At 42.3% G+C, this 15,931-nt stretch carries 18 protein-coding genes; 7 read left to right on the plus strand and 11 right to left on the minus strand.

The genetic code is table 11. The features are described from left to right. Positions 1 to 14 precede the first annotated feature (14 nt). Complete coding sequence (locus tag HDC92_RS18195) at positions 15 to 473, plus strand: hypothetical protein (RefSeq protein ID WP_015809334.1); 459 nt, start codon at positions 15 to 17, stop codon at positions 471 to 473. Here the strand turns inward: HDC92_RS18195 and HDC92_RS18200 are convergent. After that, on the minus strand, positions 460 to 981 hold the full coding sequence (locus HDC92_RS18200; protein ID WP_183876570.1) for an NADPH-dependent FMN reductase: 522 nt from the start codon (positions 979 to 981) through the stop codon (positions 460 to 462). The genes HDC92_RS18195 and HDC92_RS18200 overlap by 14 nt on opposite strands. A 183-nt stretch (positions 982 to 1,164) precedes the next feature. Here HDC92_RS18200 and HDC92_RS18205 point away from each other — a divergent pair, with 183 nt between their 5' ends. The 5 genes from HDC92_RS18205 to lepB are packed head-to-tail and all read left to right on the plus strand — an operon-like array spanning position 1,165 to position 5,553. Next, positions 1,165 to 1,968 carry a ParA family protein gene (locus HDC92_RS18205; RefSeq protein ID WP_015809332.1) on the plus strand — a complete coding sequence of 268 codons (804 nt, stop codon included), beginning with the start codon at positions 1,165 to 1,167 and terminating at the stop codon, positions 1,966 to 1,968. A 9-nt stretch (positions 1,969 to 1,977) separates the two neighbouring features. After that, positions 1,978 to 2,901 (plus strand): ParB/RepB/Spo0J family partition protein, encoded by a 924-nt coding sequence (locus tag HDC92_RS18210; protein WP_015809331.1) that lies wholly within the window; start codon positions 1,978 to 1,980, stop codon positions 2,899 to 2,901. Then, positions 2,901 to 3,554 carry a DUF5683 domain-containing protein gene (locus HDC92_RS18215; RefSeq protein ID WP_183876571.1) on the plus strand — a complete coding sequence of 218 codons (654 nt, stop codon included), beginning with the start codon at positions 2,901 to 2,903 and terminating at the stop codon, positions 3,552 to 3,554. The genes HDC92_RS18210 and HDC92_RS18215 overlap by 1 nt, the downstream gene beginning before the upstream one ends. 55 nt (positions 3,555 to 3,609) lie before the next feature. Then, on the plus strand, positions 3,610 to 4,350 hold the full coding sequence (dapB, locus tag HDC92_RS18220) for a 4-hydroxy-tetrahydrodipicolinate reductase (protein ID WP_015809329.1): 741 nt from the start codon (positions 3,610 to 3,612) through the stop codon (positions 4,348 to 4,350). A gap of 6 nt (positions 4,351 to 4,356) precedes the next feature. After that, positions 4,357 to 5,553: a signal peptidase I gene (lepB, locus tag HDC92_RS18225; RefSeq protein WP_015809328.1), complete on the plus strand. Its 1,197-nt coding sequence runs from the start codon at positions 4,357 to 4,359 to the stop codon at positions 5,551 to 5,553. 2 nt (positions 5,554 to 5,555) lie between these two features. Here the strand turns inward: lepB and HDC92_RS18230 are convergent, their stop codons facing one another. The 10 genes from HDC92_RS18230 to HDC92_RS18275 all read right to left on the minus strand — a co-directional run bounded on the left by HDC92_RS18230 (position 5,556) and on the right by HDC92_RS18275 (position 13,666). After that, positions 5,556 to 6,641, minus strand: coding sequence for an Ldh family oxidoreductase (locus tag HDC92_RS18230; protein WP_183876572.1), 1,086 nt, complete (start codon positions 6,639 to 6,641; stop codon positions 5,556 to 5,558). Between the two features lie 5 nt (positions 6,642 to 6,646). Next, positions 6,647 to 8,233 (minus strand): bacillithiol biosynthesis cysteine-adding enzyme BshC, encoded by a 1,587-nt coding sequence (gene bshC / locus HDC92_RS18235; protein WP_183876573.1) that lies wholly within the window; start codon positions 8,231 to 8,233, stop codon positions 6,647 to 6,649. 46 nt (positions 8,234 to 8,279) lie between these two features. Then, positions 8,280 to 9,614, minus strand: coding sequence for a 30S ribosomal protein S12 methylthiotransferase RimO (gene rimO / locus HDC92_RS18240; RefSeq protein ID WP_183876574.1), 1,335 nt, complete (start codon positions 9,612 to 9,614; stop codon positions 8,280 to 8,282). A 24-nt stretch (positions 9,615 to 9,638) separates the two neighbouring features. Next, positions 9,639 to 10,601 carry a signal recognition particle-docking protein FtsY gene (gene ftsY, locus HDC92_RS18245; RefSeq protein ID WP_015809324.1) on the minus strand — a complete coding sequence of 321 codons (963 nt, stop codon included), beginning with the start codon at positions 10,599 to 10,601 and terminating at the stop codon, positions 9,639 to 9,641. Between the two features lie 72 nt (positions 10,602 to 10,673). After that, positions 10,674 to 10,832, minus strand: a complete 159-nt coding sequence (locus HDC92_RS18250) for a DUF4295 domain-containing protein (RefSeq protein ID WP_015809323.1) — start codon at positions 10,830 to 10,832, stop codon at positions 10,674 to 10,676. Positions 10,833 to 10,868: 36 nt separating this feature from the next. Beyond that, positions 10,869 to 11,051, minus strand: coding sequence for a 50S ribosomal protein L33 (gene rpmG / locus HDC92_RS18255; RefSeq protein ID WP_015809322.1), 183 nt, complete (start codon positions 11,049 to 11,051; stop codon positions 10,869 to 10,871). Between the two features lie 40 nt (positions 11,052 to 11,091). After that, on the minus strand, positions 11,092 to 11,325 hold the full coding sequence (gene rpmB / locus HDC92_RS18260) for a 50S ribosomal protein L28 (RefSeq protein ID WP_015809321.1): 234 nt from the start codon (positions 11,323 to 11,325) through the stop codon (positions 11,092 to 11,094). A gap of 104 nt (positions 11,326 to 11,429) precedes the next feature. After that, positions 11,430 to 11,948, minus strand: coding sequence for a hypothetical protein (locus HDC92_RS18265; protein ID WP_183876575.1), 519 nt, complete (start codon positions 11,946 to 11,948; stop codon positions 11,430 to 11,432). Continuing rightward, complete coding sequence (locus HDC92_RS18270) at positions 11,938 to 12,405, minus strand: sigma-70 family RNA polymerase sigma factor (RefSeq protein WP_183876576.1); 468 nt, start codon at positions 12,403 to 12,405, stop codon at positions 11,938 to 11,940. Before HDC92_RS18270 ends, HDC92_RS18265 begins: the two co-directional genes overlap by 11 nt. Before the next feature lie 334 nt (positions 12,406 to 12,739). Then, complete coding sequence (locus HDC92_RS18275) at positions 12,740 to 13,666, minus strand: helix-turn-helix domain-containing protein (protein ID WP_162141667.1); 927 nt, start codon at positions 13,664 to 13,666, stop codon at positions 12,740 to 12,742. 325 nt (positions 13,667 to 13,991) lie between these two features. Here HDC92_RS18275 and acs point away from each other — a divergent pair, with 325 nt between their 5' ends. After that, complete coding sequence (gene acs / locus HDC92_RS18280) at positions 13,992 to 15,890, plus strand: acetate--CoA ligase (protein ID WP_015809317.1); 1,899 nt, start codon at positions 13,992 to 13,994, stop codon at positions 15,888 to 15,890. Positions 15,891 to 15,931 lie beyond the last annotated feature (41 nt).

The following is a 15,931-nucleotide window of genomic DNA, read 5'->3' on the forward strand; positions in this document are numbered from 1 at the left end:
ATAAATAAATCTATATGTCTTTTTTAAATGCGGTTATAAATAAAGTTAAAGATGAGACTTTAAGAGAAGATCTTCAGGAAAGGGTAGATATAATCCAGCATAAAATAAAGTTTATGGAAAAGGTACCTGTAGCCTGTCTGGATACACATAACAAATTAAATTATGCGCTGGAAGAAGTGATTGTAGATGCCGGGGGGCTGCTGCACGATTTTACCGATACCGCAAAAGTGGTCATCTATATGGAAAAGGGGCGCACCATGCTGGAACTGATGGGTATTGTACCTGCACTACTGCAAAATACATGGCCTGCTGTGGCTTATAACCAGGTTTACCTGATGAACGGGCTTGACCTGGATTTTGACGATGCCAGGGACCTGGTAGCATTACTGGAAGACATTGCAGAAATGCTGCATCCGGGATCTTTTGTGTTTGGCAATGAAGGGATTGACTGGCTGAGCTTTAAAACGCAATAAACTTGTCCATCTGCTGTCCTGTAAATTTTAAAGTATCTTCTTTAAACAGGTTGCCATTTTCATCAAATTCGGTTTTAATGGCAGAAATGTGGATCCTTAAGGGCAATACATGTAAATGCAGGTAGCTGCAAACCCCACCAAAATGATCTATTCCCCTGATGTTGCCATACCTGCCAGAGGAAAGCCCCACTAAAGCCGCTTTTTTATCATAAAAACTCTCGGGAAAGTTACAGGCATCTATAAACGTTTTCAGAACCCCGGGAAAGCTGCCGTTGTATTCGGGTATAATAAAGAGAAATTTGCTGGTTTGGGTAACCAGCTGCTGGATGGGCTCAAAACCCGGACTTCTTTTTCCATAAAGGTCAGACGCAATCAGGCTTTCCGGCAGGTCTTCCAGATTAAAAAGGTTGGTTTGTAACCCTTTTTCTGCCAATGTTTTCTGGTAATATTTTGCAACTTTTAAGGTATTACTTGCCGGCCTGTTTGTGCCCGATATGATGGTTACCATGTATAAATTGTTAATAAGATGTGTAAAACACTTATGGCATTAATACTAATTTTGCCATTTAGTTTGTATCTTAGCTAATCGTTAAAATATGCCTAAATCATTACAAAAATAGCATTTTTTATAGATTTACTTCAACGTAAATTAAAGCCTTATTAAATAATTGGTAAATTATTAAAAAGATAAATGAGTAAAATTATTGCATTGGCAAATCAAAAAGGTGGTGTAGGTAAAACAACATCATCTATAAACTTAGCCGCAAGTTTAGCCGTACTGGAATACAGGACATTATTGGTTGACGCAGATCCTCAGGCAAATTCTACCTCCGGTATTGGTTTTGATCCAAGAAATATCAAGAACAGCATTTACGAGTGTATCATTAACGATATCGAACCTACAGAAGCGATACAAAAAACAGAGACTCCTAACCTGGATCTGTTGCCTGCGCACATAGACCTGGTTGGTGCCGAGATTGAGATGATCAACCTGAACAACAGGGAGTATAAAATGAAGGCTGTACTGGAAAAGATCAAAGATCAGTATGATTTTATCATTATTGACTGTTCTCCTTCCCTGGGCCTCATCACCATCAATGCACTTACAGCTGCAGATTCTGTGATCATCCCTGTACAATGCGAATATTTTGCGCTTGAAGGTTTGGGTAAACTCCTGAACACAATTAAAATTGTACAAAACCGTTTAAATCCTGAACTGGAAATTGAGGGTATTTTGCTGACCATGTATGATGTACGTTTGCGCTTGTCCAACCAGGTGGTTGAAGAAGTGAAGACACATTTTCAGGAATTGGTTTTTGAAACCATTATTCAACGTAATACCCGCCTGAGTGAAGCACCAAGTTATGGTGTTTCTGTAATTATGCACGATGCAAATTGCAAAGGGGCCATCAATTATCTGAACCTTGCACGCGAGATTGTTCGTAAAAACGGAATGGTTAAAGAAGTGCAGGATGTAACCACAGCAATTATATAATTATTTTTAATGACATCTTTTCAGCGAAAAACAGGTTTAGGCAGAGGATTAAGTGCGCTCTTAGATGATAGCGAATCGACTAATCCACCTAAAAATAATGGGGTTAACCCGGTAAGCGAAACCAGGCAGGAAACCAGTAGTAACAACGGGATCGGCCTGATCAATATCAGCGAAATTGAGACCAATCCTTACCAGCCGCGTACTGAATTTGATCAGGTGGCTTTAAATGAGCTGTCGGAGTCTATCAAGGTGCAGGGACTGATCCAGCCGATCACAGTTAGAAAGCAGTCGGCCAACCACTACCAGCTGATCTCGGGTGAGCGCAGGCTGCGTGCCTCTAAACTGGCAGGCTTAACACAAATACCAGCATACATCCGGCTTGCAAACGACCAGCAGATGCTGGAAATGGCGCTGATTGAGAACATACAGCGCGAAAACCTGAATGCGATAGAGGTAGCCCTCAGCTTTCAGCGCATGCTGGACGAATGTAACCTGAAACAGGAGCAGCTTGGCGAAAGGGTAGGTAAAAACCGGACCACAGTAACCAATTACCTGCGCCTGCTGAAATTACCCCCGGCCATCCAGATCTCTATCCGCGACCAGAAAATATCTATGGGACATGCCCGTGCACTGATCAATGTAGAACAGCCCGATAAACAACTTTTTATCCACCAGGAAATTATTGATAAAGGACTTTCGGTTAGAAAAGTAGAGGAACTGGTAAGGAGCATCAACAGCGTTGAAGTAAAACCAAAATTCCAGCTTAAAACCAAATCAGTACCGGCCGAATATCAGAAGCTGCAGAAGGACCTGGCTTCTAAATTTGCCACAAAAGTGAAGCTGAAGGTAGGCGAGAACGGCAAAGGGGCAATAGAAATCCCCTTTATGTCCGACGACGACCTGAACAGGATCTTAGAGCTGCTTGACTGGTAATGTATAAGTTGCTGCTGTTATCGGTGCTGTTGTTTTTTGCTGGTCTTACCACAAGTGCCCAGATTGCGCCCGGCAAAAAGACTGCAACCAGGGAAAAAACAGAGGCAAAAAAAAAGGATAGCACAGTACTGCAGACCTCCAGAGGAGATTCTATAAAGCCTTATGTAAACATGGGTAAGATTGCTGGCCGCCGCGCTGCAATCAGGTCGGCTATGCTGCCGGGACTGGGCCAGATCCGCAATGGCTTTACTTTTTACAGGGGCTTAAAAGTGGCCGGTATTTACACCGGGGCAACCCTGCTTACCATTTCTTATATGGACAACAGCAAAAAGTACAGCATCTTTTTAGATGAGCTGGAATATAGAGCAAAAAATAACAATCAGTCGCCACCGGGAAGCCCTTATGCGAGTTCACCTACCGACCGGCTTACCCAGGCTAAAGATATTTACCGCCGAAACAAACAGGTTATTATTTTTTCTTATGTAGGCTTATATTTACTGAATATTGTAGAAGCCTATATTGATGCGCGCCTGGCAAACTTTGATGTAGGCGATGTAAGCCAGATAAAAGTAACACCTGACCTGATCAATACCAATACGATATATGGCTTTAACCCGGTTACTCCCGGAATAAAGCTTAGTTTAACGTTTTAAATAAATAGAAGGATGAAAACTGCGCAGGCAGCTGCTTAACCTAAAAAAGATATATATGAAATTAGCCTTACTCGGTTACGGTAAAATGGGACAGATCATTGAGCGCTTTGCCCTGGAAAGGGGCCATGAAGTGGTCCTGAAGATCAATATTGACAATACAGAAGATTTAACGAGGGAAAACCTGTCGAAGGCCGATGTGGCCATCGATTTTAGTGCCCCTGATGCAGCTTTGAGCAATATCTACGCCTGCTTTGATGCCAACCTGCCAGTGGTGGTTGGTACCACCGGCTGGTACGGGCAACTGCAGGAAGTAAAAAATGAGTGTTTGAGCAGTAACAATACCCTCCTTTACGGGTCAAACTTTAGCATAGGGGTTAACCTGTTTTTCCATATCAATAAAGTAATGGCGAAACTGATGAACGACTATCCGGCCTATGAAGTACAGGTAGAAGAAATCCACCATACCCAGAAGCTGGACTCACCAAGCGGTACCGCTATGACCATTGCTGAAGGGATTATTGAGCAGATGGACAGAAAGACCGAGTGGGTAAATGAACTGGTAGGTACCCAGTTTGACGATGTGGTGAAAAAAGAGCAATTGCTGATCGAATCGCTCAGGATGGAAAACGTACCGGGTACACATACCGTACTCTACAGTTCGGAAGTGGATGAAATAGAACTGAAGCATACCGCCCATAACCGTGCAGGTTTTGCATTGGGTGCAGTAGTTGCCGCCGAATGGTTACAAAATAAACAGGGCTTTTATAACATAGCCGATATATTTAATTTTAAATAACAAGATATGAGTTGGAAATTCTGGCAAAAAACTAAAGAAGACAAGCCAAGAAAGAAAAAAACAAGAAGCCGTGAATGGCTGGATGCCATTGTTTTTGCCGTTGTTGCCGCCACCATCATCAGGGTCTTTTTTATAGAAGCTTATACCATCCCTACCGGTTCCATGGAAAGGTCTTTACTGATCGGTGATTTTTTGTTTGTAAGTAAAGTAAATTATGGAGCAAGGATACCTATGACCCCTGTTGCTTTTCCTTTTGCCCATCATACCATGCCTTTAACGGGCACCAAGGCGTACTGGGACGGGGTGCAATGGAAATACCGCAGGTTACCGGGATTGTCTGATATCAAAAGAAATGATGTAGTTGTTTTTAACTATCCACAGGGCGATACGGTTGCCCTGGAACAACAGGATATTGATTATTACCAGATGGTAAGAAGTGAGGGCTGGAAAGAGATCAATACCCGTTATACGGTGGTGAGCAGACCGGTCGATAAAAGAGAGAACTACATTAAACGGTGCATCGGTATAGCCGGTGATACGGTAAGCATGAAGGCAGGCCTGGTTTCTGTGAACGGGAAACCTGAAAAACTGAAACCTACGGGACAGTTTTCTTATGAAGTGACCTTTAAAACGCCTGATGTGAACCCCGCAGTTTTCGAAGATATTGGTTTTAACATCAGCAATGACATCAACAGCGTAGATCCGACCACCTGTTATTTCAATGGTTCTGAACTGATGATGGACCAGGTGCGGAAACTTGATTTTGTTAAATCTGTTAAAGAGCTGTCAAAACCGGAAGGACAGCGTGAAGCAGATATTTTTCCTTTTGATAAAAACAGAAACTGGAATGTAGATAACTTTGGGCCAATTGTTATCCCTAAAAAAGGGTGGACGGTGAAGCTAGACAGTGTAAATATGCCACTTTATGAGCGCAGTATCCGCATTTATGAAGGCAATAAACTGGAAAAATCGGGCAATGGCTGGCTGATCAACGGAAAGCCTGCCGATACTTATACATTTAAAATGGATTACTACTGGATGATGGGTGATAACAGGCACAACTCCCTGGATTCACGTTATTGGGGCTTTGTTCCGGAAGACCATATTGTGGGAAAAGCGTTATTTATCTGGATGAGCTTTGATAGCAACGCCAAATTCTTCCACAAGATCAGGTGGAGCAGGTTACTCAGGGGCATCCATTAAGATCAGGATAAACCAGCAATGCCCAGTTTAAGGGCAAGTGCATTTAAATCATCTACAACGGCATCTATTAAAGGGATGCCGTTTTTTTTGCGCTCCTTTTCCGCAGCATATTCCGGTTCACCGGGAATGATAACGGGTTTCTCCTGGTCTATAGGCGCTGCACTTTTAAAGCGTGCAACCCAATTGTCCAGGTGCTCTTTAAAATCCTGCGCCGGTCTGAAACCATCTACACGCATGGCGCCAAAAAAATGGCCGATGCCTTCGCCAACAGGATCATTGGGCGGATCAAGAAAAGCTACAAAAGGGGGCACCCAGGGGCCATAATTGGCACCTGAAAGCACTGCAGATAAAATGTCAACCGTTGCACCCAGGCCATAGCCCTTATGACTGCCATGATCTTTATCGCTGCCCAGGGGCAGGAGTGAGCCACCTGCCTTAAGTTCGTGTGGGTTTACTGATGTTTTTCCTGCTGCATCCTGTACCCAGCCTTCCGGTATTACTGTATTTGCCCTTTGTGCAATTTCCAGTTTTCCGTTTGCAGCTGCAGCAGTAGCCATATCTACCACAACCGGTGGATATTTGCCGGCAGGAAAAGCATAGCACATGGGGTTGGTGCCCAGCAGGCGTTCTGTAGTATAGGTAGGGGCTACAAGCGGACTGGCATTGGTCATGCTGATACCGATCATGTCCTGTTCTACTGCCATTAAAGCATGGTAGCCTGCTATACCAAAATGATTGGAGTTTTTTACCGAAACCCATCCGCTGCCATAAGTCCGCGCTTTTTCTATCGCAATTTTCATGGCAAAAGGCGCTACAACCAGGCCCAGGCCACTATCGCCATCAACTGTTGCCGTAGTGGCTGTTTCGTGCACTACTTTTACAACCGGCCGGGCATTGATGCGTTTCTTTTCCCATAACCTTACATAACCACTTAAGCGTGCTACGCCATGCGAATCAATGCCCCTTAAATCAGAACGCAGTAAAACATCGGCTGCCAGTTTTGCGTCGGTATCCGGACAACCCATCTGTATAAATACATTTTCGGTAAACTGACGTAAATGTTGCTCGGTAAAGGTGTAAAATGTCATGTTATTCAGGCAAATAATACAGTGAACTGATGGTCAAGAGGTTTGAAGCTGCTGATCAGCGATTCGATGAAATCATCGCCATACAGCACAAACATGGGAGCAATATTCAATACCCTTTCCTGCAATACCCCGGTCGGAAAAAGTTTTTCTTTCAGATTTTCTATCTGTGCCAGTGAAGTTTTATGCTTGCGCTTTTCTGCCCTCAGCATTTTCTTTTCCAGGCTGGCTATTAATTTGAGTGCTTTGGTTTTGGCCGCATCGGCAGATTGCGAAAGGCTCTTGTCAATTTTATAGGCATTCAGTTTGATCTGGTCAAACACCGCCCGTATAGCGCGTTCCTCATCGTCCAGTGAAAGCTGCAAATTCACATGTGCCTTCACCCATTCGTTTTTAAGCGTTTCAGTTTTACTGAACAGGTTTTTATGGCTGATACCTAGTATTTCCATCCTTGTTTCGCTGCGTTTATCGATCACCAGGGCCGAGTTGCGCAATAAAAGCACAGGAAAATCTATCTGGTAATGGTCAAAGTTATTTTTCAGCTGTAACCAGTAAGTAAGTTCTGCTCCGCCACCTACATAAGCGAGATTGGGTAAAATCACTTCCTGGTACACAGGGCGCATCACTACATTGGGACTAAAACGCTCAGGGAAATTTGTAATTTCAGTTTTAAGTGTATGCTGATCAAAACTGATATCCGTGTTCATCACGATATACCGTCCATCTTCTTCCACAATCCGTTCCCTCAGTTTATCGGTCATGTAAAAGAAATTAATTTCTCTGGGGTTTACCTGCGGCTTATGGCCCAGGGCTTCCAGTGCGGCATTACTTTCACTGATCAGTTTAAAACTCTGCTGCTCCGTAATGTCTTTATATATGATCTCTGCAAACTCCTGTTTAAGCCGGTGGTCATCAGCATCTATGCAAACCAGGCCATATTTCCCAAACAAGGCATTCACCAGGTCTCGGGTGGCATCACTCAGTTTTTCATGACCAGTATAGGCATGGTCTACCCGGTCAGAAAGGCACAGTCCGTTTTCGCTAATGCCCAGATAACCTTTGTAAGCGATGAGGGTGTCCTCAATATCGGCAGTACCCAATCGTCCCGTTGCCCCAGCAGCCTGTTTGTTCCAGGTCAGCATCTTGTCCTCAACTTTTACATGGTTGATCTCTTCAAAATCATGGTCTTCAGTAGCCATCCAGTAAACCGGTACAAAATTATATTCCGGAAACTCTGCTTTTAAGTCGGCCGCCAGATTTATGGCCGTTACAATTTTATAGATAAAATACAACGGGCCGGTAAATATATTGAGCTGATGGCCGGTTGTAATGGTAAAGGTCTTTTTGTCATTAAGCAGTCCGATGTTTTTGATCACCGCTGCCGGTGTTTTTATACTGGCATATTGTCTTTGTAAAGTTTCCACCAGCAGATCTCTGTCGGCCTTAAAGTTGCGATTGGCAATGGCCTGGGCAAAGCCCTCAAAGCTGGGGCTATACCTGTAAAATGCCTTTAACTGATCATTTCCACTGATGTAATCGAGTACAACGGCAGAGAAAGCGTTTGTTTCCTGATAAGAGATGTATTTAGCCTGCATTGCCACGAATTTAAGTTAATAAACCATAATTCTTAATTTGCGGCTTTTATTTTACAATCTGTCCATATAGATCAAAATCTTCCGCCCGGTCAATCTTCACCTTTACAAAACTGCCATTGGCGGCATAGCCCGTGCTGGCATCAATTAAAACTTCGTTGTCTACCTCCGGCGAGTCAAATTCAGTACGGCCGATAAAGAAGTCGCCTTCTTTTCTGTCAACCAGCACCTTATAGGTTTTGCCAACCTTTTCCTGGTTGATGTCGTACGAAATTCCCTGCTGCAGTTCCATGATGGCGTCTACACGTTCCTGTTTTATTTCATCAGGCACATCATCCACCAAACTGTGGGCATGGGTTTTTTCTTCATGCGAATAAGTGAAACAGCCAAGTCTGTCAAAACGGGTTTCTTCCACCCAATCCATCATTTCCTCAAAATCCTGTTCCGTTTCGCCCGGGTAACCGCAAATTAAGGTGGTACGCATGGCAATGCCCGGTACCTTATCCCTGATCTGGTTTACAATGTCTATGGTTTTTTGTTTGGTAATGCCACGGCGCATAGATTTCAACATGTTGTCTGTAATGTGCTGTAAAGGCATGTCCAGGTATTTGCAGATGTTCTCGCGTTCGTTCATGGCATCCAGGATTTCCATTGGGAAACCGGAAGGGTACGCGTATTGCAACCTGATCCACTCAATACCGTTCACATCAGACAATCTGCGCAGTAGTTCATCCAGGTTACGTTTACCGTAAATATCCAGGCCATAATAAGTGAGGTCCTGTGCGATTAATATCAGTTCTTTGGTACCCCCTGCAGCCAATATTTTAGCTTCATTTACCAGTTCCTGCATGTCGCGCGAAACGTGCTTGCCCCGCATAAGCGGGATGGCGCAAAAAGAGCAGGGGCGGTTACAGCCTTCTGCTATTTTAAAATAGGCAAAATGGGAAGGCGTAGTCAGTAAACGTTCGCCAATCAGCTCATGCTTATAGTTTGCACCTAAAGCGTGTAGCAGGTTATTTAAATCGTTGGTGCCAAAAAAAGCATCAACATTGGTAATTTCAGCTTCCAGTTCTGGTTTATAACGCTCCGATAAACATCCGGTTACAATAACCTTTCCCACTTTTCCTTCTTCTTTAAGCTGACTGTATTGCAATATGGTATCAATAGATTCCTGTTTTGCATTGTCAATAAAACCGCAGGTATTGATCACTACGATATCGTCTTTACCCATTTTATTGGCCTCATGCACCACATCCATGCTATTGCCGCGCAGCTGACCCATTAAAACTTCCGAATCGTAGGTGTTTTTTGAACAACCCAATGTAATTACATTGATTTTAGGTTTTTTAACAGGTACTATCTTTGACGGTGTTTTTGTATTCATGTTATATATTGGGTATTCTTTTTATTAGTTAAACAGGCTGTCAACAAATGCTTTTTTATCAAACAATTGCAGATCGTTCATGCCTTCGCCTACGCCTATGTATTTTACCGGAATTTTAAACTGATCAGAAATCCCAATCACTACACCGCCTTTTGCGGTACCATCCAGTTTGGTAATGGCCAGCGCATTTACATCAGTAGCTTCAGTAAACTGTTTGCATTGCTCAAAGGCATTTTGTCCGGTCGACCCATCCAGTACCAGCAGTATTTCGTGTGGGGCAGAAGGGATCACCTTTTGCATTACATTTTTAATTTTCCCCAGTTCGTTCATCAGGCCCACTTTATTGTGTAAACGGCCGGCGGTATCAATGATCACCACATCCTCGCCATTGGCTACTGCCGATTGCAGGGTATCATAGGCTACCGAAGCGGGGTCAGACCCCATGGCCTGTGCCACTACACGTACACCAACCCGTTCGCCCCAAAGTTTAATCTGTTCTACAGCAGCAGCCCTGAAAGTATCGGCGGCGCCTAAGACAACTTTAAGGTTTTCCGCTTTCAGTTTATGTGCCAGTTTGCCTATGGTGGTGGTTTTGCCTACACCGTTTACACCAACTACCATAATTACATAAGGCTTGTGCTGTCCGTATTCAAACTGGCGGAAATCATTGCTGTTGTTCTCTGCCAGCAGCAGCTGGATCTCATCGCGCAGCAGGTGATTCAGTTCAGTGGTAGATAAGTACTTGTCTTTCGCTACGCGCTGCTCAATACGTTCAATGATTTTTAATGTTGTACTTACACCCACATCCGAGGTCACCAGTACTTCTTCCAGGTTGTCGAGCACATCATCATCAATGCTCGATTTACCGGCAACTGCCTTTGTGATCTTGCTAAAAAAACCTTCTTTTGTTTTTTCTAATCCCTTATCCAGAGCCTCTTGCGCTTCAGGCGCAGTTTCTTTTTTCTTGAAAAAATCGAATAAACCCATACGAATGTATAACAAAACAAAAAAAGCCCTCCCGATAAAAAGGGACGGCTTTAATATGATTAAATATTAAAATTATTTTCTAGATGCAGCGATAGCATCCTGAACGTGATCGTTGTGAACAATAACTTCTTTGAAAGAATAAGCACCTTTAGGTGATTTAGTCATTGTAATAACTTTCGAATATTCTTTTCCTTTGCCCGTTTTAAGGGTTGCAACTACCTTTTTTGCCATGATTTAATGGATTGTATTTTTTAAATACTAAATGTATTACTTAATTTCTTTGTGTACCGTTACTTTTCTCAATACAGGGTTAAATTTTTTCAATTCCAAACGCTCTGTAGTGTTTTTACGGTTTTTAGTAGAGATATATCTAGACATACCAGGCATGCCGCTAGTTTTATGCTCTGTACACTCTAGAATAACTTGTACTCTGTTACCTTTTTTTGCCATTTTATTTATCTTAAGGTTGATTCACATCAACCAATGTTATTTACAAATATCCTTTTTTCACGAAACGGTTGATCGCCTCAGTAATACCAATTTTATTAATGGTTTTGATTGCTGAAGTAGATACTTTCAGTGTTATCCAACGGTCTTCTTCAGGAATATAAAATTTCTGAAGTTGTAGGTTGGGATAAAACTTACGCTTGGTTTTAACGTTTGAGTGAGAAACATTAAAACCTGCCATTGCCATTTTTCCGGTTAAATCACAAACTCTTGACATGCCTTTATTTATAGTGTTTAATTATACTTTCTTAATTTTTTAAGAGTTTGCAAATATCAATAAAATATTTGTAACCATCAAGCCGTGCCCAAAATATTTTCAATTTATTTTTCAGGCTGTCCTTGTTTCTTTTTACTTAGCTCCTGCTGTTGTTTTTCCATTTGTTTCATCATCTGCCGGTTTTCCAGGTAATAATAAATAGCAAAGCCTAAAAATATTTTTCCAAGTATAAAAATGCCCAGCAGTATCCATCTCCATATTTTATGGATGCGCATGTGGGTAGAGGAGCCTTCAACTTCAATAAACTGACCATCTTTGGCGGGTATTTGTTTCTCTTCAATTCCAATTCTTTTTGAATGGACTTTTAACATTCCCGGATGCTCCTCTTCTGTTTTGGCCAGTTCTTTAAGGTTGTCATCAATTTTGTCCCATACCCTTGTCGGAGGTTTAATCGCCATATATTTGGCCAGGTTTTCCAGATCAACTTCCATTCTGTACAAGGCATCGTCAATTTCGGGGTGTACTGCTTTAAGGTATAATAGTTTATGGGTTTCTGTTTCACTGGCCGAGCCCGATAAATAAGCTTCCAGGGCTCCGCTTTTTATGTATTCATTAATGTCCACAAGTATTTCTTATTTGGTCGAAAGCCTCTTTTAAGGTTTTTCTGATTAAATCTTCGGGTTTATTTTCATTTTTTGCAAGGGTTTGGATTAGTCTGCCTTTATAGTACACTTCCTTAAGCACGTGCCTTTGTTCGGTAGACAATTTGGTAAAGCATTTGTTGCTGGCGCTATTTTTTTGAGGATCCAAACCTATAGCCATAGCCATTTCACTAAATCCTATGAGTTTAGACCGCGCAAAATTTAACAACTGGCTCCAAATATTGTATTCGTCCCAGTTCCATACATTATAGTTGCGTGCAATGTCTGTAAATATGTTTACAAGAAATTCTTCCGCTATTTTCTCATTGTCTATAACCTGGTTAATGTAACCCAGCAGCATTCCGCCATATTGGTCATAAACCTGTTTCAGGCGTTCGTCCCCGTTTTTAACAGATAGGTTTTGATTGATTTGGAGCATTAGAGTCTGGTTTTTGATGCGTTTTTGTTATAAGTGACTAATTTAAAGTTAGTTGCCTGCCACTAAATTAAATAAAGTTTTGCAAATCAACCAATAAGTTTGGCAAAAGCTTTTTGTTCATTTTTAAATTAGCTTTTTGAATACATTTGTTGCGTAGCTCAGCCGGTATTTTATTCGAAGGGGTTTAACATCTTATAGATTAAGAATACATGGAAATGGCAGGGTTTGGTATTCCCATTATTAATTTATGGTTAACCCATCCTTAGTCCACCTTTTCCCTGGAAAAACGTGGGCTCACTGTGGGCTGACTGTGGCCTTACTGTGGGATCAATATTTACCGTTTCGTACCCATTTTAGGTGGATAACCATAATACATTTTAAAGACTTTACTAAAATGAAAGATATTTTTATAGCCTGCAGTAAGTGCAATTTGCCCCACAGTAAGCCCGGGTTGTTTTAGCAATTCCATTGCCTTTGCCATACGCAGCTTTACAATAAATTTGCTTACAGTCAGACCAAAGGTTTTTACAAAGAGTCGGTTCAGCGTGCGGGTGCTGGTGTTAAATTGTTTCGCAATTTCGTAGGTGTCGCCCAGATTGGATTGGGTATAGTTTTCCATGAGATAGGCTTTGATCTTATAGGCCGTATCATTTGCATGTGCCGCGTCGGATGTGGTATCCTGGGGTTCTGTCAGCGGCTGAAGCGCAGCTTTATTTTCCAGGTATTCCGTTTCCGACAGGTTAAGCATAGAGGCGCAGTACCTGGCAGGCAAGCCACTAATCTTGTATTTTTCAAGAAACAACTTTACCCTTTCCTTTACCGGCAGCCTTAACATCTGTACCAGGTGATCGGCGGCCTGCTTGTCCAGAAAAATGATATGCTGTACCAGTTTATTGGTTTCAGGATATTGTTGCAGCTGCATCACATCGGCCCTGTTGATCTCAAGAACGGTTACATCGCCTACAGCAACAAATTTAAACCGGATAGGTATCTGCTCAAAAAAACTGTCCAGATCGGTTACAATTTGCAGTGGCTGATAGATCCTTTCTACAATTTCCTCACCTTCGTTACCTTCCCTGATCACAACAATAAATCCGCTGATCAATTGCCAGGCCTTATTGGCCAGCTGGCCGGGTTTTAAAAATAAGTGCTTGTCTTTTTTAACTTTTTCGGTCATCATAGGCTGCAGGTCGTTCCAAAAGCCAGCCGAAAGGGGAAACATTTTGTGTAAATAGTCTAATAGACGGTCAATGTTGTTCATAGGTGTTGAGAGGTTAGGCAGAAATAAGAGCATACATCAGCATTTAAAAATGCATCATTATGTAAACCTAGTAAACTTTACAGTTAACATCAAAATTTTTATACAGAATTGCTACGGTATTACTCCGGCTGGTGTGTATTGACCAGTGGTCTTATACTCCTTTTTTTAGAAAAATATCTGCCTTTATGATTATGTGTTTACGTAACCGCTTCTAATAAGCTTCTTTACGCTTTTTGCATTTTTATCTTATAAAACATACTATAAAAGTTTTGATAGCTTTTTAATAAAGCTATATTTGAACTTTAGTATCGAAATAAATTAAACCATGCAAATTAAATCATTTGAAGAGTATCAAAAAACCTATCAGTATAGTGTAGATTACCCTGAGCAGTTTTGGGAGGGTATTGCCAATAATTTTCAGTGGAGAAAAAAATGGAATAAAGTGTTGTCCTGGAATTTTTCTGAACCTAATATTAAATGGTTTGAAGGGGCTAAATTAAACATCACTGAAAACTGTTTAGACCGTCACCTCGCAGAAAATGGAGATAAACCAGCCATTATCTGGGAACCAAATGATCCTCAAAAAGAAAGTATTACCTTAAGTTATAAAATATTACATGAGCAGGTTTGCCGTTTTGGCAACGTGCTGAAAAAGAATGGCGTGAAAAAAGGCGACCGGGTATGTATTTACATGCCAATGGTGCCTGAACTGGCTGTTGCTGTACTGGCCTGTGCCCGTATTGGGGCAGTACATTCAGTAGTATTTGGTGGTTTCTCTGCCAAATCTATTGCCGACCGCATCAATGATGCAGAATGTAAAGTGGTTATCACAGCCGATGGTGCATTTAGAGGAAACAAGCAGATTCAGCTGAAAGAAGTAATTGACGATGCCCTGATTGGCTGCCCGACAGTGGAAAGGGTAATCGTTTTAACCCATACCCGTATGGCCGTATCCATGCTGAAAGGACGTGACGTATGGTGGGAAGATGAAATTAAACTGGTAGATACCAATTGTCCGGCTGAAGAAATGGATGCGGAAGACCTGCTGTTCATTTTATATACTTCGGGTTCAACCGGCAAACCTAAGGGGGTGGTACATACCATTGGCGGTTATATGGTATATGCTGGATATACCTTCTCTAACGTATTTAACTATCAGCCGGACGAAGTGTTCTTCTGTACGGCAGATATCGGCTGGATTACCGGCCACTCTTACATTGTATACGGGCCGCTCTCGCAGGGCGCTACCACTTTGATGTTCGAAGGTATCCCTACTTTCCCTGATGCATCGCGCATGTGGCAGGTGGTAGAAAAACATAAAGTAAACATTTTATATACTGCACCAACGGCCATTCGTTCCTTAATGAGCTTTGGTGAAGAACCGCTTAAAGGAATAGACCTGAGCTCTTTAAGGGTATTGGGGTCGGTAGGTGAGCCTATAAATGAAGAGGCATGGCACTGGTTTGACGAGAACATAGGCAAAAGCAAATGTCCGATTGTAGATACCTGGTGGCAAACGGAAACAGGCGGCATTATGATCTCGCCGATCGCTTATGTTACGCCAACCAAACCAAGTTTTGCTACGCTACCTTTGCCGGGTATCCAGCCGATGCTGGTAGATGAGCAGGGTAAGGAAATTGAAGGCAATGGCGTAAATGGAAACCTGTGTATCAAGTTCCCATGGCCTGGCATGCTGCGCACTACTTATGGCGATCATGAGCGTTGCAAGCTAACTTATTTCTCGACCTACAAAGACCTTTATTTTACAGGTGATGGTTGTTTAAGGGACGAGGATGGTTATTATCGCATTACCGGCAGGGTAGATGATGTGATCAACGTATCTGGCCACCGCATTGGTACAGCAGAGGTAGAGAATGCCATCAACATGCATGCCGGTGTGGTAGAAAGTGCAGTGGTAGGTTATCCACATGATGTAAAAGGGCAGGGTATTTATGCTTTCGTAATTAACCCTAATGTCCATAATGATGAAGACCTTACCCGTAAAGATATCCTGCAAACGGTAACCCGGGTTATCGGCGCTATTGCAAAACCGGATAAGATCTTGTTTGTATCGGGTTTGCCTAAAACACGCTCGGGTAAAATCATGCGCCGCATTTTAAGGAAGATCGCTGAAGGCGAAACTTCTCAGATCGGCGATACCTCTACTTTATTGGATCCTGCAGTGGTAACGGAGATCATAGAAAAAGCAGGACAGCTAAAATAATACCCGGATTTAATTGGGTAAAAAAAGGGGCATGAATTTCA

Source organism: Pedobacter sp. AK017 (assembly GCF_014200825.1).
GTDB lineage: Bacteria > Bacteroidota > Bacteroidia > Sphingobacteriales > Sphingobacteriaceae > Pedobacter > Pedobacter heparinus.